This is a genomic window from Paenibacillus sp. FSL P4-0081, from assembly GCF_000758565.1.
GTDB lineage: Bacteria > Bacillota > Bacilli > Paenibacillales > Paenibacillaceae > Paenibacillus_AQ > Paenibacillus_AQ phytohabitans.
In genome coordinates, this window is record NZ_CP009280.1 from 7,606,880 (window position 1) to 7,624,953 (window position 18,074).

The 18,074-nt window shown below is 48.5% G+C and carries 17 protein-coding genes; 2 read left to right on the plus strand and 15 right to left on the minus strand.

From position 1 onward, the window contains the following. Positions 1 to 9 precede the first annotated feature (9 nt). Entirely contained in the window at positions 10 to 1,836 is a 1,827-nt protein-coding gene (locus P40081_RS32280; RefSeq protein ID WP_039300618.1) for an APC family permease, read from the minus strand. A 306-nt stretch (positions 1,837 to 2,142) separates the two neighbouring features. Between P40081_RS32280 and P40081_RS39870 the strand changes: the two genes are divergently transcribed. Together P40081_RS39870 and P40081_RS32285 are read left to right on the plus strand one after the other, a co-directional pair. Continuing rightward, complete coding sequence (locus tag P40081_RS39870; RefSeq protein WP_269323187.1) at positions 2,143 to 2,271, plus strand: hypothetical protein; 129 nt, start codon at positions 2,143 to 2,145, stop codon at positions 2,269 to 2,271. 92 nt (positions 2,272 to 2,363) lie between these two features. After that, the gene (locus P40081_RS32285; protein WP_231575233.1) at positions 2,364 to 2,963 is read left to right on the plus strand and encodes a DUF2785 domain-containing protein; all 600 of its coding nucleotides are present in this window, start codon (positions 2,364 to 2,366) and stop codon (positions 2,961 to 2,963) included. 93 nt (positions 2,964 to 3,056) lie between these two features. On the opposite strand, the gene P40081_RS32290 is transcribed toward P40081_RS32285, so the two are convergent. The 14 genes from P40081_RS32290 to P40081_RS32360 form a co-directional block, all read right to left on the minus strand. Then, positions 3,057 to 3,599, minus strand: coding sequence for an O-acetyl-ADP-ribose deacetylase (locus tag P40081_RS32290; RefSeq protein ID WP_231575234.1), 543 nt, complete (start codon positions 3,597 to 3,599; stop codon positions 3,057 to 3,059). A 139-nt stretch (positions 3,600 to 3,738) separates the two neighbouring features. Then, positions 3,739 to 4,251: a GNAT family N-acetyltransferase gene (locus P40081_RS32295; RefSeq protein WP_081970296.1), complete on the minus strand. Its 513-nt coding sequence runs from the start codon at positions 4,249 to 4,251 to the stop codon at positions 3,739 to 3,741. A gap of 320 nt (positions 4,252 to 4,571) precedes the next feature. Beyond that, positions 4,572 to 6,404 (minus strand): glutamine--fructose-6-phosphate transaminase (isomerizing), encoded by a 1,833-nt coding sequence (gene glmS / locus P40081_RS32300; RefSeq protein ID WP_042140099.1) that lies wholly within the window; start codon positions 6,402 to 6,404, stop codon positions 4,572 to 4,574. Between the two features lie 647 nt (positions 6,405 to 7,051). Beyond that, positions 7,052 to 8,392, minus strand: a complete 1,341-nt coding sequence (gene glmM / locus P40081_RS32305) for a phosphoglucosamine mutase (RefSeq protein WP_042140100.1) — start codon at positions 8,390 to 8,392, stop codon at positions 7,052 to 7,054. 111 nt (positions 8,393 to 8,503) lie between these two features. After that, positions 8,504 to 9,952, minus strand: coding sequence for a CdaR family protein (locus P40081_RS32310; RefSeq protein WP_052422121.1), 1,449 nt, complete (start codon positions 9,950 to 9,952; stop codon positions 8,504 to 8,506). Beyond that, positions 9,945 to 10,775 carry a diadenylate cyclase CdaA gene (cdaA, locus tag P40081_RS32315; RefSeq protein WP_039294234.1) on the minus strand — a complete coding sequence of 277 codons (831 nt, stop codon included), beginning with the start codon at positions 10,773 to 10,775 and terminating at the stop codon, positions 9,945 to 9,947. Before cdaA ends, P40081_RS32310 begins: the two co-directional genes overlap by 8 nt. Before the next feature lie 211 nt (positions 10,776 to 10,986). Next, positions 10,987 to 11,601 (minus strand): zf-HC2 domain-containing protein, encoded by a 615-nt coding sequence (locus P40081_RS32320; RefSeq protein WP_039294231.1) that lies wholly within the window; start codon positions 11,599 to 11,601, stop codon positions 10,987 to 10,989. Positions 11,602 to 11,725: 124 nt separating this feature from the next. Further along, entirely contained in the window at positions 11,726 to 12,292 is a 567-nt protein-coding gene (gene sigW / locus P40081_RS32325) for an RNA polymerase sigma factor SigW (RefSeq protein WP_039294228.1), read from the minus strand. 617 nt (positions 12,293 to 12,909) lie between these two features. Next, on the minus strand, positions 12,910 to 15,702 hold the full coding sequence (gene ppc / locus P40081_RS32335) for a phosphoenolpyruvate carboxylase (protein WP_039294221.1): 2,793 nt from the start codon (positions 15,700 to 15,702) through the stop codon (positions 12,910 to 12,912). 288 nt (positions 15,703 to 15,990) lie between these two features. Next, positions 15,991 to 16,272, minus strand: coding sequence for a holin (locus P40081_RS32340; RefSeq protein ID WP_042140102.1), 282 nt, complete (start codon positions 16,270 to 16,272; stop codon positions 15,991 to 15,993). Beyond that, positions 16,269 to 16,979 (minus strand): M15 family metallopeptidase, encoded by a 711-nt coding sequence (locus tag P40081_RS32345; protein WP_042140103.1) that lies wholly within the window; start codon positions 16,977 to 16,979, stop codon positions 16,269 to 16,271. Before P40081_RS32345 ends, P40081_RS32340 begins: the two co-directional genes overlap by 4 nt. Then, positions 16,951 to 17,343 carry a hypothetical protein gene (locus tag P40081_RS32350; protein WP_042140104.1) on the minus strand — a complete coding sequence of 131 codons (393 nt, stop codon included), beginning with the start codon at positions 17,341 to 17,343 and terminating at the stop codon, positions 16,951 to 16,953. The genes P40081_RS32345 and P40081_RS32350 overlap by 29 nt, the downstream gene beginning before the upstream one ends. Beyond that, positions 17,330 to 17,551, minus strand: coding sequence for a hypothetical protein (locus tag P40081_RS32355; protein ID WP_231575236.1), 222 nt, complete (start codon positions 17,549 to 17,551; stop codon positions 17,330 to 17,332). The genes P40081_RS32350 and P40081_RS32355 overlap by 14 nt, the downstream gene beginning before the upstream one ends. Then, a complete protein-coding gene (locus P40081_RS32360) occupies positions 17,529 to 17,843 on the minus strand; it encodes a hypothetical protein (protein ID WP_039294205.1) in 315 nt (104 codons plus the stop codon). Before P40081_RS32360 ends, P40081_RS32355 begins: the two co-directional genes overlap by 23 nt. Positions 17,844 to 18,074: the final 231 nt, after the last annotated feature.

Sequence of the window (18,074 nt, forward strand, 5' to 3'; positions counted from 1 at the left end):
TATAATAAATTACTTCTTCAAATGATAAGGCACTGTAGTGACAATAACATCGCTGCGGAACAGTAACCGGGCACGTATCAGCAGACTCGATTGATTATGAAGGATGTTATGCCAGCCTTTCTTCGGAATGAACTGTGGAATGATGACCGTTACCCTATGATTTAACTCTGCCGCCTTCCAATTGATCGTATCAATGAATTTGGTCAACGGTTGTACGATGCTTCTATATGGAGTATACAAAGTCACTAATCTTATTTCCGGCTGCCACTTTTTCCATTTCTCCTCGAATATTGCTTCTTCTTCTCTTTCGAAGGGCACATACACGGCGATAATCTGCTGCGGATTCAGCGATTTGGCATATTCCAAGGAGTTCATCACCACATGAGTGATTCCGGCAACCGGCACGATGATTACATTGCCTTCAATCTTAATCGTTTCCTCACAGGTCGTTATTCTGAGCTGGTCGGCAACGGCCTCGTAATGCTTATGAATCCGGTGGAACACCAGAAGGAGAATCGGCAAAAATACAAATACCGGCCAGACCTGTGTGAACTTGGTCAAGAAGAACATCATCGTAACAATAAGGCTGATTAGAGCACCAACGGTGTTGATGATGAATTTTTGCAGCCAGCCCGCCTGTTTTTCCCGGAGCCACTTAACCATCATCCCTGTCTGTGACAGCGTAAAGGGAATGAACACACCTACAGCATAAAGTGGGATCAACTGCTCTGTCTTCCCTTCAAATACATAAATCAGGACCATAGACAGAACACCCAGAATGATAATGCCGTTAGAGTAACCCAGCCGGTCTCCACGCATGGTGAACATCCGCGGAATGAACTTATCCTTGGCCAGATTCACAGCCAGTAAAGGAAATGCGGAATACCCGGTGTTGGCAGCCAGAATTAGTATTAATGCAGTGGTTCCCTGTATGAAGAAATACATCGCATTCCGGCCGAACGTTTGCTCGGCAATTTGCGACACGACCGTCACATCAGCACGGGGAGCTATACCATAGTAATAGGCCAGCACAACAATTCCTGAGAACATAACAGCAAGTAAGGCTCCCATGGCCACTAAGGTTTTGGCAGCGTTAGAAGCCTCCGGACTTTTGAAATTCGGAATGGCATTGGATATCGCCTCTACACCCGTTAACGCAGAGCTCCCGGAAGAAAATGCGCGCAGCAGCAGGAATAGACTGATCCCCGCTACCGGCGTGCCCAATGAGGTATGCAGCTCTGCCGGAACGTTACCGGTTAAAATGTTATACAAACCTGTACCAATTAGTATGAATAAAGCCAGCACGAATAAATAAACCGGATAAGCAAGTACGGAAGCGGATTCCGTTACCCCTCTTAAGTTCAGAATCGTAATCAGGATCACGAAGACGATAGCGATAACTACTTTATGCTCATGCAGGCTTGGAAAAGCTGAGGTAATCGCGTCCGCGCCGGCCGATATACTTACAGCCACCGTCAAAATATAGTCCACCAACAGCGATCCGCCGGCAATCAGTCCGGGGTATTTCCCCAGGTTTTCCTTGGATACCACATAGGCTCCACCACCATGCGAATAAGCAAAAATAATCTGCCGGTAGGACAAAATGAGTGCGGTCAACAATACCAATACGCCAATCGCAATCGGAATGGAATACCAGAAGGCAGCTGCCCCAATCGTAACGAGAACAATCAAGATTTGTTCCGGCCCGTACGCAACGGAAGACAAGGCATCTGAAGACAGTATGGCCAGCGCTTTCTTTTTATTTAGCTTTTGCTCCCCTAACTCAGTAGACTTTAAGGGCCTGCCGATCAGAAATCGTTTTAAAAATGAGATCACGGGTTTCACCACTCGCTTATTATTTTGTAAAATTCTTGATAGTGCAGCATCTGTACCCTACTCAGACACAACAAAAAGACCACAGAAGAATATTCCGTGATTATAGAGGCAAGGAACTGTTCGGATTCTGCGGAGTAAACTATAATTTACTTCCAAGTTCAGCCTATCATTTCCGGCATTAATATAGCGTTAAGGATTCCTCAAAGACATTAAGATTGCATTAAGATATGATGAAGTTGTATCCCATCATGCCTGTATCTTATAGTAAGAGAAGATTCCGGAAAATACCCAGTAGGAGCGCAAACCATGAATTTAAAAGAACAGTTGATCCTAATCAAAGAAAATGACTACCAGACACCTGCGGAACCCTTCCAGCTGGTACAAGAAATGATACATAACATCGGTTCTGGGATGCCGGGCTGCGTGATGATCTAATCTATACAACCTTATCCCATTGGATTCCCGGTAATTCGCTTTCTGAAGACGAGTTGGAGCAACTTCTCCCTGCCCTATTGGATACTGACCATTTGCACTATAAGCTTGGTGAAAGCAATACAGACTCTGTATTCACCCGGTCTTTCTCTATGCTGGTCATCCCGCTTCTCATCATGAAGCATAGGGAATCCCCCTTCCTCTCAAGAGAGCAAGTTCACCAGATCAAAGAGAAAGTGTTCTACAGTGTGCAGGAAGAGCAGGATTACCGCGGGTATGACGAAGAGAAGGGCTGGGCTCATGCCATAGCCCATGGGGCAGATGCATTAGATGATTTAGCCCAATGTTCCGAATTGGATCAGGCTGACCTCTTTACCATCCTCGACCTGGTTTACAACAAGATGACCATAACCGAACGGGTTTACTCCGATGGTGAGGATGAGCGGATGGTCAGACCCGTAATCAGTGTTTTAAACAGAAAACTGCTTAGTCAGACTGACGTAGCGCAATGGATTCAACGTTTTGGTGAGGTTGAGAAGAGCCCCGAATTCCTGCATGCCTTCAGGCAAAAAAATAATATTAAGAATTTCCTGAAAAGCTTATATTTCCGGGTAAAATTCTACAAAGCAGATGCTGCTCTCTGCCCGGTGATTGAGGATACTTTATATAAGGTAGAGAAAGTGTATTATTGCTGATTAAAGAAATCACAAATGGCTCCGCCCTTTGATAATAAGGGCGGAGCCATTTGCTTTATTTTTAGTGATTTTTCAATCTCTAATTAGTCAATCTCAATACTTCTTTAGTTCATTCTTGTATATTTCAAAGTTCTCTTCATCAAAACATACAAATACTACTTTCTTAATATTTGTTTCCTTATTTAATAAGTACTTAGACACTTCCTCTACGGCTATGTAGCAGGCTAAGTCTTTCGGATATTTGTATATACCTGTACTTATATTTGGAAAAGCAATACTTGTAGCTTCGTTTAACTCCGCTTGAGTTAATGAATTCCTGTAACAGTCTTTTAGCTTTTGTTCCTCATTGTTCAATCCGCCATTCCAAACGGGCCCCACGGTATGGATAACCAAACGGCTCTTCAAGTTCCCTCCTGTGGTAACTACCGCTTCTCCAACTGCACAGCCACCCTGTTGATTGCGGATCTTCATGCACTCTTCTAATATTGCTTTTCCCCCAGCTCTATGGATAGCACCGTCTACGCCGCCTCCACCCAACAGACTAGTGTTGGCAGCATTGACTATTGCTTCTACTTCAATTTTAGTTATATCTCCCCGGACCAACTGAACGATTGAGTCTTTCATAATAACTTCCATGAATAACCTCCAATAGTACTTCGTAAATAACCACATATGTAGAATATCCGCGGAATTATTGAGCTATCCTGCCCTTTCGTTGAACAAAGGCAGCCGACTATTAACCGACTGCCTTTGTGTCGATATATTGCATATCGGCCTATTCAGGAGGACTCAAATAATACCGGTAATACTTAAAATCATGTCGCTCATTCAATATATGAATCAGCAAATTTTGCTCATCCATAAGCTGGAATCCGCAGTATTCAAGAACCTTTTGAGATGGGATGTTGTCAAGCTCAACGGTTCCAATGATATAGGGAATATCGTATTTTCCCGCTATCCATTCAAGTGTTCCCTTTGCAGCCTCCTTAGCATAACCTTTCCCTCTTGCACATGGGAGGATTCCATAGCCAAATTCAGGTTCATGTAACTCATCATGTTCTTGTGCAGCGACCTGGCCAAGAATATCACCTGTTTCTTTTTCAAAAACACCTAAGCATAATGTTCCAGTTATAATACCCATATTTTTATAGTTAGAAAGGTGCCAATTAAAAAACTCTTTTGCCCTTGGCTTCTGCATTTGCCAACCTTCATACAAATCCAAAAGCTTTTCGAATTGCTCGAAATCATTATCGTCAAAAGTTCTGACGACCAGCCTTTCTGTTTCGATAAACTGTGTTCAAGTCACTCATTAATAAACCCTCACTTATTCTGTCTGAAATTAAAAAGCATTCACAATTACGGGTTACCATAATTAGAAATTTTTAGTTTTATCACTTTTCACGTTATTTTCCCCTGTTAGTTAATGAAGCATTTTCTCTTAACAATACTAATTGTTTAATAATTTGGGTTTGTCCTCCATCAAAAAAAAGCCGTCCTGAGATTTCAGGACGGCGCATGATGTCTGGCTTGTTGTCTGAAATTTTACATCAGACAATTCATAACTCTAAAGTATCCAAACTCTTGGACACATGTTCAGTAATAATCCCCTTACTCCACAGTAACACTCTTAGCCAAGTTTCTCGGCTTATCAACATCATGACCCAGAGCCAATGACGCGTAGTAGGCCAGCAACTGCAGCGACACTACGGACAAAGCAGCGGTCAGCAGCGGCAGAGTCTGAGGAATCACGAACACCTGGTCAACGGATCTGAGCAGATCGTTTTTGTGCTCTTCATGAGTAATCGCCAGGACATGTGCGCCGCGGGCTTTCACTTCTTTGATGTTGCTGACAGTCTTCTCAAGTACGGATTCCTGGGTTGCCAGGGCAATGACAGGAACCCCTTCTTCGATCAGCGCCAGTGTACCATGCTTCAGTTCACCCGCAGCATAAGCTTCGGAGTGAATGTAAGAGATTTCTTTCAGCTTCAGCGATCCTTCTTGGGCAACTGCGTAATCTACGCCGCGGCCGATGAAGAAGAGGTGCTTATGCTCAGCGATTTGTTCAGCATAGGCTTTGATTGCGTCTTTCTGAGCCAGGATTACTTCTACTTGCTCAGGCAGGGATTGCATAGCTGCCAGAATCTTGGCAACTTCAGGCTCGGACTGGGTACCGCGTACTTCAGCCAGGTACAGACCCAGCAAAGTGAATGCGATCAGCTGGGAAGTATAAGCTTTGGTCGATGCTACAGCGATTTCCGGGCCAGCCAGTGTTACCAGTACACTGTTGGCTTCCCGGGCAATAGAGCTGCCTACTACATTGGTGATTGCCAGAACATGGGCTCCGTTGGCTTGACCTTCGCGAAGAGCAGCCAGTGTATCTGCAGTTTCACCGGATTGGCTGACTACGATAACCAGTGTTTCCGGAGTCACGATCGGCGCACGGTAACGGTATTCGGAAGCAATGTCATTCTCTACCGGAATACGCACCAGGGACTCAATCAGGTTACGTCCTACGAGACCTGCGTTATAAGCAGTACCGCAAGCGACGATCTGGATATTTCGGATGTTCTTGATTTGTTCTTCTGTCAGGTTAAGCTCAGGCAGAATGACTTTGTTGCCTGCAGCATTCATGCGTCCGCGCATGGTATCGCGGTAAGCCTTTGGCTGCTCGTGGATTTCTTTCAGCATGAAGTGCTCATAACCGCCTTTTTCTGCGGTAACAGCATCCCAATCGACAGTAATCATTTCCCGAGAAATAAAGTTGCCTTCAATCGTCATTAATTCGACAGCATCCCGCGTCAATACAGCCATTTCGCCGTCGTTCAGAATATATACGTTGCGGGTATATTCCAGCAGAGCAGGAATATCAGACCCGATAAAGTTTTCGCCTTCTCCAAGACCGATAATCAGTGGGCTGGCCTGACGTACCGCTACCAGTTTATCCGGTTCGTATTCAGTCAGAACACCCAGTGCGAACGCTCCGCGCATGTAAGTGATCGCTTTTTGCACAGCCTTCACGATATCCCCATTATATTCACGCGCAATCAGATGGGAGATAACTTCGGTATCTGTTTCGGAAGAGAAATTAGCTCCTCCGGCAATCAGTTCTTCCTTCAGATCCAGATAGTTCTCAACAATCCCGTTATGAACTACGGAGAATTTGTGGGTGTTATCTGTGTGTGGATGAGAGTTCTCATCGGATGGTTTGCCGTGTGTAGCCCAGCGGGTGTGGCCAATTCCTGCGCTGCCTGTCAGCGGAGTTGCTTCGAGACGGGATTCCAGGTTCGCCATACGGCCCTGTGCTTTTACAACCTGCAGACCTTCCTTGGTGAATACGGCAATACCTGCGGAATCATACCCGCGATACTCCAGCTTCTTCAAACCCTCGACCAAGATCCCCTGCGAATTCTGATTACCAATATATCCCACAATACCACACATTATATTTTCCTCCGTCCAATTTTTCGTAGTAAGGGCGGCCATGAGGAAAGAAACGTGCCGTACGGCATGTTTTGAAGAAAAGCAAATATGTTGTTGTCCGTTACAGCTCAACAAAATAACCTGTCACTTGCATCTATAGTCATGAAAATGCACAGTCTTCTCCTCTGCCGTGGCAGAACCATCTGCGTTTCCTGCATATGCGCATACCCATGATTTGTACATTTCAATTGGCACCCACAGGAGCGTTGTGTGAGAGGTCGCCCTCGCATTTTCCGCTTCCATTTACGGCTCTGGTGCATCACCGGGAGGTCCCCGCCGAACATTTCGAACACCTCCACCTCGTCAGCTTACATCTGCCGTGATCCGTTCAGGCCGTTCTGCCTTAATGGCAGCTTCCGGTCTTCCCTTCTCCCCCGCGCAAGATCAAGCTCTGGCGCTTGCATTGCTTCAACCTTACTATCCCCGCTTTCCTTCTGGAATGACACTTAGTCTATTATATGCACCTTACATCGTTTTGGCAATGATGCGGCAAAGAAAACCTTTTTCATCCATTTCAATTGAAAACATCGTCAACACTAAAGGTTCAGCCGGTGAACAAACATTACTCCTCCGTCCACCGGCTGCCCATTCTTGCCTTATTAGCGTAATTACACCAGCTCGCGCTGAACCACTTCAACAATCTGTCCTACAAAAAGATCAAGCTCGGCCTTATCCGGTCCTTCCGCCATTACACGGATCAGCGGCTCGGTTCCCGAAGGACGCACCAATACACGCCCGTTGTCGCCCAGCTTGCCTTCCACTTCTATGATCGCGGCTTCAATCGCCGGATTGTTCGGATAATTGGTTTTGTCCAGCACACGCACATTTACCAGTACCTGCGGATACTTGGTCATCATGGACTTCAGCGTACTAAGCTTCTTGCCGGAAGTCTTCATCGTATTGACCAGTTGAATCGCCGTCAGAATACCGTCACCTGTTGTATTGTAGTCCAGGAAGATTACATGGCCGGATTGTTCTCCGCCCAGATTATAGCCGCCACGGCGCATTTCTTCCATGACATAACGGTCGCCGACCGCAGTCTTCGCTGTATTCAGCGATAATTTCTCTGTAGCTTTGTAGAATCCGATATTGCTCATTACGGTGGATACAATTGTACCATCCTTCAGCTTACCCGCACGGTTCATGGCATCCCCGCAAATGCAGAGGATAAAGTCGCCGTCAACCTCATCGCCGTTCTCATCGATAGCAATCAGGCGGTCGGCATCGCCATCAAAAGCGAGTCCCAGGTCCGCCCCGTGGCGCAGTACTTCCGCACGCAGAGTCTCCGGATGTGTGGAACCGAATCCGTCGTTAATATTAAGCCCGTCCGGCTCTGCACCGATGGAGATTACTTCGGCTCCCAGCTCTCTGAACAGCCGTGGCGCAAGCTCATAAGCCGCGCCGTGCGCACAGTCGAGTACTACCTTAATGCCCTTGAAGTTCTGGTCGATCGTTGTTTTCAGATATTCCAGATACAGATATTTCGCATCATTATCTACCCGGAGCGTACCAAGACCCGATCCGACCGGACGCGGCAGCTCATCCTGCTCGGCATCCATCAGCTCTTCAATCCGCAGCTCTGTTTCATCAGTCAATTTGAAGCCGTCTCCGCCAAAAAACTTAATCCCGTTATCCTCCACCGGGTTATGCGAAGCTGAAATCATGACACCGGCATCAGCCTTGAGCAATCTTGTAATATAAGCAACCGCAGGTGTAGATACCACACCCAGGCGGATCACATCCGCGCCAATGGACAATAAGCCGGCAATCAGTGCCGATTCCAGAAGCGGACCGGATATCCGTGTATCCATCCCAATTACGACCTTAGGCTTTTCCACATTTCCTGCCAGTACATATCCCCCGCAGCGTCCAATGCTGTATGCCATCTCTGCTGTTAATTCACGGTTTGCGACTCCGCGTACGCCATCTGTTCCGAAATACTTACCCATCTTTTTTCTCCTTTTAATACGCTGCTTCAGCTTAATAAATTATAGTATGATTGATTCTTTATTCCGTGTATATGAGATGCATAATAAATAGACGTGGTCTTGATCAAAAAGTTACGTTCCACCCGTACTGCCGGCGTTATTGCCGCCTGCTGCCGGTGTAGCTGCGTTCTCCGCAGGAGTGTGTGACGGAGTCGGGGTCGGCTCTGCAGACTCGTCAGTATGGGTAGGAGACGGCTCTAGGGGCGTCTCCTCAACGGCAGCCGGCTCAGCACTGGGCTCCGTAGTAGGAACAGCCGTGCTGTTGTCAGCTGCGGCAGAAGGCTCCGGTGTAGCTGGAGCGAGCAGTTCTACCTTTACCGTAAGCTGCGAACCGTCATTCTGCAGTGCTATGAACCGGGGAAGGGAGACCTGCAGCGGAATATCATGAATTCCAGCCGTAAGCCCGCCCACATCAGCAACCACACTGACATTATCCTGGTCCAGCTGGTCCAGCAGGGTAGGCGCACCCGATACCGTTAGATCCATGGAAGTGCTCACAGGATCTAATATAAGGGCTGTCAGCCCGTTGCCTACCCCCTCCAGCTTAATAGGCACAGCGGAGATCGTCCGCTGGGCGATCTCCGCTGTTGAGACCGATACATTCATGGCCGCAGGCTCGATCTTCCCGGTCCCCTCCGGCGGCTTCAGCTCCAGCTTCAGCTGTTCTGTACCGGCAGCTGTAATGGAGCTTAGATTAAGAACCGCCTCATAGGAGGATAGGTTCTGCAAAGTCTCCGCGCTGCCATATACAGTCACCATATCCTGTTCAGGCGTAACCCGGGACAGGACCAGTGAACCGGGCAGACTGCCGGTAAAGCTGATATCCAGCGGCAGTGTTTTGGACGGAAGCGTAATAGGCAGCTCTACACCCACTGTAGAAGGCTCGATCACAGCATCCTTCAGCTCGTTCCCTTCACTGTCATAAGCATAGAGCTTCAGCTTCTTCTCACTGACCGGCTCATTCTCGCCATCCAGCTCAATATTCCCCTGTACCTTCGCTACCCGTCCGAGTTCACTGGCCGGAAGGGTCACCTCTGCCGATAACGGATCAACCACCGGAGTCCCCACTTCATAGCCTGCTGCAGGCTCCCCCGTGATATTCAGAGTAACCGGAAAAGACTTGGTCGTCCGCAGCTCAATATGCACATTCACCTGATTCGGCACCATATCATCCAAGGTTACCCCACTCGGCGTCGAATACATTAAGGGAAGCGTATTGTCGCCGGGTTTCACATCACTAAGATCCAGCCACACCCGGTAGGCATCGGAGAACTTGTAGGTAAGATCGGACTTTTTGCCCCTTACCTCCATCCTGACGCTCTCTACATCCTTCGTCAGCACATAGGTATCACTATCGAAGCCTTCGATCTCCACTTTGACATTCTCGATGGTCTTCGATTCGGTATTAACCGTAGTCTGATTCGCCGGCGCCGTATCTACATGCACAATGGTCCAGAGAATAATACTGAGGGCAAGCGCAAGAATTTTGTTGAAGTTATTATTCTTCATCCATTTATCCATTGTTCTTAGTCCCCCTCCATTTCCAGAAAGCGGAACTTTTATCCTTCAGGAGTGAGCTTGCACTCAGCTCTTGATGCAGCTTCGAGATCAGCGACTCTTCCTTGATATCCCGGACGATTTGTCCGTTAATGGCCAGAGAGATCTGTCCGGTCTCCTCGGAGACGACAACAGATACGGAGTCTGCCACTTCACTAATGCCGATGGCGGCGCGATGCCTTGTTCCGAGCTCCTTGCTGATGAATGGATTCTCCGACAATGGCAGGTAACAGGCGGCCGCAGCAATCTGGCTCCCCTGCATAATCAGCGCCCCGTCGTGCAGCGGTGTATTGGGAATGAATATGTTAATCAGCAGTTCGGAGCTGACCTCAGAACGCATAGCAATACCGGATTCCGTATATTCGTTGAGTCCCGTAGACCGCTCGAAGACGATTAATGCCCCGATTTTGCGCACAGCTAAATAATTCACCGCTTTAATAACTTCACCGATTAATTTACTGATCTCTTCATCATTCTCGGCAGTCCGCCCGAAGAATTTCCCCCGGCCGAGCTGCTCCAGCCCCCTGCGCAGTTCCGGCTGAAAAATAATAAAGATCGCAAATACCCCAAACGTAAACATCTGGTTCATCAGCCATTTGAGCGTGTACAAATCCAATAGGGTACTGCCCCCCCAGATTACAACCAGGACCAGAATCCCCTTCAGGAGCTGAACGGCCCGCGTACCGCGCACCATATTCAGTACTTTGTAGATGATGTAACTGACAATCAGAATATCGATTATATCTTTAATGGACTCTTTCCATGTAAGGTCGGTAAAATAGCTCATTGCCGAAAACCCCCGTCATTTCAAAATTAGCTGGGTTTATGTAAATTGTCTGTTAGCACTTTATCATATCTAGGTTATAACGTTCAGCCTCCGGTTGCAAGTTTAGGGCTGAAGCAAATTGCAAAACTGGTGTTTTCAGGCAACAAAAAAGCGCCATCTTTCCGGAAAAAGAGGCGCAAATGAGTTTTCTGCTACAAGCGACCAACATTAGCTATCGGTAGGCAACTTCAGAGAACATGTTCGTCACTTTATACCAGAGCCAACTTACCGCTTGGTCTATGCTTTTGACTTGCCCGGAAATATGGGCGGTTGAAGCCTGATACAGCGAGCCGTCGATCACCGTCACATTGCCGTTGACTTCCCCGTATACTTGAGTTTTACCGTTCTCCACCGTCAGATCCCCGGAAATGATTTTGCCGGAGGGTACGATAACCGTATCCCCTTTGATAACAACCTGATCGAGGTCAGTCCCTCTGACTACAAGCTGTCTATCCTGATTCCAAAAAGTTACAGAACTCATCAGCATCACGAAGATAAACACAGAGGCTGCCGTAAGCGCCGGATGCCGTTTGATCCAGGTGATAAAAGCTCTTTCCTTCTTGGGTTTCGGTAATGAATTCATAATCCGGCCTACAAGATCCTCCGAGGCAACAGGGGTCTGGTGCATCAGGGAAAACATCAGCATATCGGTCTGTTCCAGTTCCTTGAACTTCACACGGCAATCCGTACAGGATAGAAGATGCTCCTTCAATTCCCTCTGCTGCAGTTCGGGCAAGTCGTCATCCAGGTAGTCGTGCATCATAGAGACGGCCAGTTTGCATTCCATAGGAGCCAATCCTTTCATGAGTGCTTATTTAATTCTTTCAAGACATAGGAGCAGGACGCATAAGACTTGCTTAACTTACATACGTCACTGCCATGCAGGAGTTTCATAAAAAAATAATCTATTTTTACAATTTGGGGCCTAATTTTTTACGTAAAAACTCACGTCCGCGATGCACACGGGTCTTGATCGTCGTCACGGGCATATCCAGCACATCACTGATCTCCTGAAGCGATAAATCCTGCAGATAGCGCAGTATCATCACCGACCTGTATTTCACGGGCAGGCTGTCGATGGCTTCATAGATGAGGCTCTGTGTCTCCGAGAGCAGCAGCTCCGTCTCCGGTGTCACATTGTCGCTCGGAATCATCGAATACCCGTCAATTCCCTCTTGATCGTTCATCTCGGCATCCAGTGAATACGTCGGGCGCCGCTTGCGCAGCCGGTCAATACAAAGGTTCGTGCCGATACGGTAGATCCACGTTGAGAACTTCTGTTTATCATCATAACGGTCCAAATTCCGGTACACGCGCAAAAAAGTTTCCTGAACAATATCTTCCGCCTCATGGCGGTTATTCAGCATACGGTAAGCCAAATGATATATTTTGTCTTTATATAGTTCCACAAGCTCGGCAAATGCCCTTTGGTCGCCCTTCAAGGCGAGCTTTGTCAATCTGCCTTCCAGATTCTCCACCTGTTAACTCCCCCAGACTTGCCGCCCTTGGTATCTCAGCTCTTGATCATCCACGGTACAAGCATTTAAATCGTAATTCAAGTTCTTGTAAAAATCAAGGTTTGTATTGTTACCTTCTATATATATTGTACTCTGAAAAGAGGCCGGGGGCTGACACGGGCGGCTGATTAGTCGCGGACTGCGCGAAACATTTGGACTTCCGGTCGCTGTTATTGGCAGATTTCCTGATTGGAACCGCAATTTGCGGTCGAAATCTGCCAATAAAGGCGAACGCTGCCGCTCCTCCAGTTCCAAATTTCCGCTCCGCCGTCTCCATCAGCCAGTGTGGACCTCTTTTTGTTGCCCAAAGTATATCTCAGGCAACAATGGGGTAGGGCAAAGTGCGCGAAGTTGCTTGGATGCAGCAGCTCCTACAAGGCGGCCACCAGGGCCTTGCTGTTTCCCGGCCCCCGTCACTGCAAAAACCCCGTTCAGCCTCCAGTATAGAGGCGAACGGGGTTTAGGAGGCGGCTTCGCCGACCTCAGACACAAACAAACCTTTTAAAGCGGCTTCGCCGACTTTGAAGATCAAGATCGGTTAGATCAAGAACGTAAGAGCAAGCGCTCGAGCTAAGGCATCAGCCGGTATTCCGAAGGCCGGCGGCAATACCGTTGATCGTAAGCAGCACCTCACGCAGCAGCTCAGCGTCATCGCCCTCCACATCGCGCAGGGCGCGAAGCTCGGCAAGGAGCTGGACCTGCAGGTAGCTGAGCGGATCAACATACGGGTTACGCAGGCGGATCGACTCCTGAATAACTGGAACATTATCCAGAATATCCTGCTGGCCGGTAATCTTCAGGATGAGCTCGGAGGTCAGCTTGAACTCGGCTTCGATCTGGCCGAAGATACGCACCCGCGCCTCTTCGTTTTTGCCCATGCCGGCATATTCCTTGGCGATTACGAGATCCGCCTTGGCAATAGCCATCTGCAGGGTATCGATCAAGGTCGTGAAGAAAGAGAAGTTGGCATACATATGCTGCATGATCTTCAGGTTCTCTTCTTTATCCTCATAGAAGCTCTGCAGTCCAGTACCGGCCGCATACCATGCAGGCAGCAGATAACGGCTCTGGGTCCAGGCGAATACCCAAGGGATGGCACGCAGATCCTCGAAGCGTTCACTGTTCTTACGCTTCGAAGGACGTGAACCGATATTCAGTTCCCCAACCTCCGGCAGCGGGGTTGATTCTTTGAAGTACGTCAGGAAATCCGGATCACGGAAGATCAGATCCTGATATTTGTTCAGGGAGACTTCAGAGATGCGGGCAATAATCTCATCCCACTTCGCTTCATACAGATCCGCCTGTGGCGATCTGGCATGAATCGCCGCCGTAACCAGAGCAGATGTCGCCTGCTCCAGACTGCGGTAAGCAATGCCTTTCATTGAATACCGGGAAGAGATAACCTCCCCCTGCTCGGTAATCTTGATACCACCGCCAATGGTGGAAGCCGGCTGGGCCAGAATACTCCGGTTCAGCGGCATACCGCCACGTCCGAGGGCTCCGCCGCGTCCGTGGAAGAACTTCAGCTTAATGCCGAATTCATCGGCAGTCGCTGTAATCTGCTTCAGGGCAACGCGCAGCTCCCAGTTCGCAGTAACCACACCACCGTCTTTATTACTGTCCGAATAACCGAGCATGATTTCCTGCAGATCATTCATTGCAGTAACTGCATCGCGGTAGATCGGCATGCTGAGCAGCGTATGCATAATCTGTGGTGCATCATGGAGGTCGTCAATGGTTTCAAACAGCGGCACCGCCTGCAAAGTACATACAACCGTACCGTCGTTGTCTTTGCGGAACAGGCCCACTTCTTTGGAGAATACCATGACCTCAAGAATATCACTGGCTGCTTCCGCCATACTGATCAGATAGCTTGTGATACACTGCTTGCCGTATTCCTCCTGCGCCTGGAAGATCGTCCGGTATACCGCAAGGCATTCCTCCGTACCTTCACTATAAGACTGGTAAGGGGATGTCAGCGGACGCGGATCATTCAGCAGCTTTTCGAGCAGCTCAATCTTTTGTTTCTCCTCCAGCTTAGAGTAATCCGGTGTAACATTCATTTTGGCCAGGATCTCCGTCATCGCATTCTCATGTTCTTGGCTGTGCTGGCGGACATCCAGGGTCGACGTATGGAAGCCGAACAGCTCCACTTGGCGGATTAGCTTCTTAATATAGGTGTCTGCTACATAGTCGGCATAGTGATGCCGCAGGCTGCGGTCAATCACGTTCAAATCATCTATAAATTGCTCTGGTGAGGAATAGCGCTCAGGCGTACCTTTTTTCTCATCATCCAGAACATTCTGTGTCTTGGAGATCATATAGCTGAGCTTAATCCGGTAAGGTTCATTATCATTGCGCCAGGCATCAACCCGGTTAAGATTGATAATGTTACGGTCCTTCTCAATGGACTCCAGCAGCTCCGGCGTCACATTGACGATGCTTGTACTAAAGCTCAGGTACTGCATTAATTCGCGCATAATCCGCTGATATTCACGAATAGCCAGCTTGCGCTGCAGACGCAGCGTCTGCAAGGTTACGGCCGCAGTCACCGAAGGGTTACCGTCACGGTCGCCGCCAATCCATGAACCGAAACGCAGATAGGTCGGCACATGCCAGTTCTGGCCCGGATAATATTTGCTTAGACATCGCTCAAGCTCTTGATACACATCCGGCAACACTTCAAAAATCGTCTCATGGAAATAATACATGCCATTGCGCACTTCATCGAGCACGGTAGGCTTGCGGTCACGTAACTCATCCGTCTGCCACAGGGTAATTACTTCATTCAGCAGCTTCTCACGGAGCTGTTCGCGTTCGCGGAAAGTCAGAGTCGGATTATCCAGTCCCATGACATCATCGGAGATCCGTTTGTGGATATCGAGAATCGCACGGCGCATGGCTTCCGTAGGGTGAGCCGTCATAACTAGTTCCAGAGACAGGCCGTTCATGATCTCATGAACATCCTCGTGGGAGAAATCCCGCTCGCGGAGCTCCTGAATCGCGCTTTCGATCGACCCTGGCTGTACGGTCTCCCCGGCAGAACGTTCATAATCGCGCTTACGGCGAATGCGGTGATTCTGCTCGGCTATGTTCACCAATTGAAAATAAATGGCGAAAGCCCGTATCACCTGATGCCGGTTCTCCGTATCCAGTGAACTAATTAGCTCTTTAAATTCATTGTGCAGTTCAGGCAAAAACAATGAGCGCAGCGATTTACTGGTTTCACGGATCTTCTCCACGATATCCAGCAGTTCGTTGCCGCCTTGGTGTACCAAGACTTCGCCCAGAATATTCCCCAGGAACCGTACGTCCCGCCGCAGCAGATTATTGGAGTTGCTTTTGCTAACGGTAGTCGTAAGTTCGGTCATGCTGCTCCCCCCATCCTCTTCCGGATCAATGCTCTTAACATTGTCTATTTGAAAGCTTTCCTCATATCATACAATAAAACCGCCCGGAAATCTTCAACTTTATTGCGCGGTAAAGCGATACAGCAATTAAGATTATACACCAATCCAGTTATTTATACAGTCAGAATTAATTATGTATCTCTTCCTATTTATATTGTCTGTTTTATGTAGTGAGTATGTAATATTATATGACGTAAAACAACAAAAAAACCGACTCCGCAGAGCCGGCCGTCAATTATAAGTCACGTTTCATTTCATGGTACTCCCTGAGCGGTTATTGAATGCCAATTCAAATAATCCTGTAGCAGACAGTCCGGCAAGCCCCCCTGCCCAGAGGCGAAGGGTCATACCGAGATCCGTAAAAGGATACGCTGCCGCTCCAACCAGCAGTCCAATTCCTAGTCCTACAAACGGGATAATGTTACGGGGCAGACGGGTGTTATTTTTGATCAGCTGTACCAAGGCCAGGATAATTACAGCCAGGATTGAGGCAAAGGCTAACACGTTGTTAAATAGTTCACTGTTAATCATGAGTTCGCTCCCTTCTGGTGGCTACTTGTAATATCTACTGTTTTTGTGGCCGGATTGTAGCCGACCTGTGCCCCAAGCGCTTCGGCAATAACGCGAACGGGAGCATAAGTAATGCCATTCTCCATTATTCCTTCTGTAATCTTCACACCGTTCACTTTTACCGTCGCTGTAATTTCACTCTTCACACTTTGTTCCTCCTTGAGCTTGATGCGTTCATACACCGCCGCTACTGCCACCGCAGCAGGCCTCGCTCCTGTCCGAAGTGCTGCCAGCGTCATTCCAAAGCTCAGCTGAAAATGCGGATAATCCTTGAAACTGGTCCAATCCCCGCCCCATTCGAACCCGATCGCCTTGGCCTGCTGCACCACCTCCAGCCAATCAGCCGTGCAGTCATTGTCCCCGCCCCTGTTCATATCCCAAGAAACACTTGAACCATTCGGAAGCAGCAGCGCAAAATCCACCGCCAGTCCATAATTGTGATAGCTATATCCGCCGCGTGCATTAGTGACAATCGCTCCCGGCTTGGTTCGTCCCTGGGCGTAAAGCGCATCCTGCTCGGCAGTCGTCCGCAGCCCCTGGGTAATCAGGATGGGAACACCGCAAGCATAGCAGCGTTCAATCAGCGTTGTGGCTGCGGTGAGTACAGCGGGATGAAGCCCGGATAGACGGGCAGCGGATTTATTCAGAACCTGAGTCAGAGTCAGCATGCGGATTCCTCCCTTTCCTGATCCCGGACAACACCATGAACAGATCCTGGCGTTTGGTGTACATTAACAGCGTCAGGATGACCAATCCTACAGTAGTGCACGTCTGGGCAATGGCCCAGGCTTCCGATTGCAGCAAGCTTAGCACAGCGTCCGAACCGGAAGTGCTGCTGAATCTGATCCAGAAGGCAACCGCCATCTTAACGGTATACGCCCCCAGAAAAAAGAATACTGCCAGCATAAACAAACTGACTACGCGCGCCCGGAGCCTTTTGCGGAAATACAAAAAAAGCGCAGCTATCAGCAGCAGCGCACAGATAAAGGATATGGAATACGCTATTAACAACACAATATCAATGATGCCCATCCTCTGCCCCCCGATCATAGATTAGGAACTCGGCGAACCCGTTGTTCCTGATTTCCTCTTGAATTTCTTTGGAGACATTCTTGTACCTTCGGATAGAGAGCGATACTCTCATTCCCGCTTGCGTCAGCTTCCGTTCTCTATCCCGGTGCAGGGGAGATAGTCGCTTGATCCACTCACTCAGCACGTTATCCCCCCCTGTCTTCTTCATTAATACCATCCGAATTCTTGTTGCCCGCTGAATGGTCGATCTTCAATCGCTGCAGCACTTCAAGTGTCGGCGCCATGAAGTCGGACCGCTCTTTGTCGAGGATGTTCTGCAGCCTGTCCCTGTCTTCCTCGGCACGCTCCAGCAATTCACGCGGCACCAGATTCCCCTTCACGATCGACCGCAAAAGCACAAGAAAAATCATCAGCAGAATCAAAGCGATGATGTAGGCCAGCCCATACTTATCCGCCAAAGGCAGCAGCTTCTCCAAATTCGCAACATCGTTGCTGTCCATTGCTTCACTCCCTTCTGAGTTGGTAAAAGAAAGCCCCCGGACGGGTCCGAGGGCAAAATAAAAACGCCTTATAGGGCGCCTGCTACTCTTTTTGTGATGTGGCTAGAATTTCAACCAGTTCTTCGGCTGTGATATATTTTGGGCTATACGTCTGCAGTTTGGTCTCTGTGACCTTACCCATAACCCACATATTAAGCAAAAACGGATACATTAATATCATCTCCTCCTCTA

Excerpts from the sequence above, each read along its gene's own strand:
- P40081_RS39870 (WP_269323187.1), top strand. The coding sequence starts at position 2,143 with ATGAATTTAAAAGAACAGTTGATCCTAATCAAAGAAAATGACTACCAG.
- P40081_RS32290 (WP_231575234.1), bottom strand. The coding sequence starts at position 3,599 with ATGGAAGTTATTATGAAAGACTCAATCGTTCAGTTGGTCCGGGGAGAT.
- glmS (WP_042140099.1), bottom strand. The coding sequence starts at position 6,404 with ATGTGTGGTATTGTGGGATATATTGGTAATCAGAATTCGCAGGGGATC.
- glmM (WP_042140100.1), bottom strand. The coding sequence starts at position 8,392 with ATGGGTAAGTATTTCGGAACAGATGGCGTACGCGGAGTCGCAAACCGT.
- P40081_RS32310 (WP_052422121.1), bottom strand. The coding sequence starts at position 9,952 with ATGGATAAATGGATGAAGAATAATAACTTCAACAAAATTCTTGCGCTT.
- cdaA (WP_039294234.1), bottom strand. The coding sequence starts at position 10,775 with ATGAGCTATTTTACCGACCTTACATGGAAAGAGTCCATTAAAGATATA.
- P40081_RS32320 (WP_039294231.1), bottom strand. The coding sequence starts at position 11,601 with ATGGAATGCAAACTGGCCGTCTCTATGATGCACGACTACCTGGATGAC.
- ppc (WP_039294221.1), bottom strand. The coding sequence starts at position 15,702 with ATGACCGAACTTACGACTACCGTTAGCAAAAGCAACTCCAATAATCTG.
- P40081_RS32340 (WP_042140102.1), bottom strand. The coding sequence starts at position 16,272 with ATGATTAACAGTGAACTATTTAACAACGTGTTAGCCTTTGCCTCAATC.
- P40081_RS32345 (WP_042140103.1), bottom strand. The coding sequence starts at position 16,979 with ATGCTGACTCTGACTCAGGTTCTGAATAAATCCGCTGCCCGTCTATCC.
- P40081_RS32350 (WP_042140104.1), bottom strand. The coding sequence starts at position 17,343 with ATGGGCATCATTGATATTGTGTTGTTAATAGCGTATTCCATATCCTTT.
- P40081_RS32355 (WP_231575236.1), bottom strand. The coding sequence starts at position 17,551 with ATGAAGAAGACAGGGGGGGATAACGTGCTGAGTGAGTGGATCAAGCGA.
- P40081_RS32360 (WP_039294205.1), bottom strand. The coding sequence starts at position 17,843 with ATGGACAGCAACGATGTTGCGAATTTGGAGAAGCTGCTGCCTTTGGCG.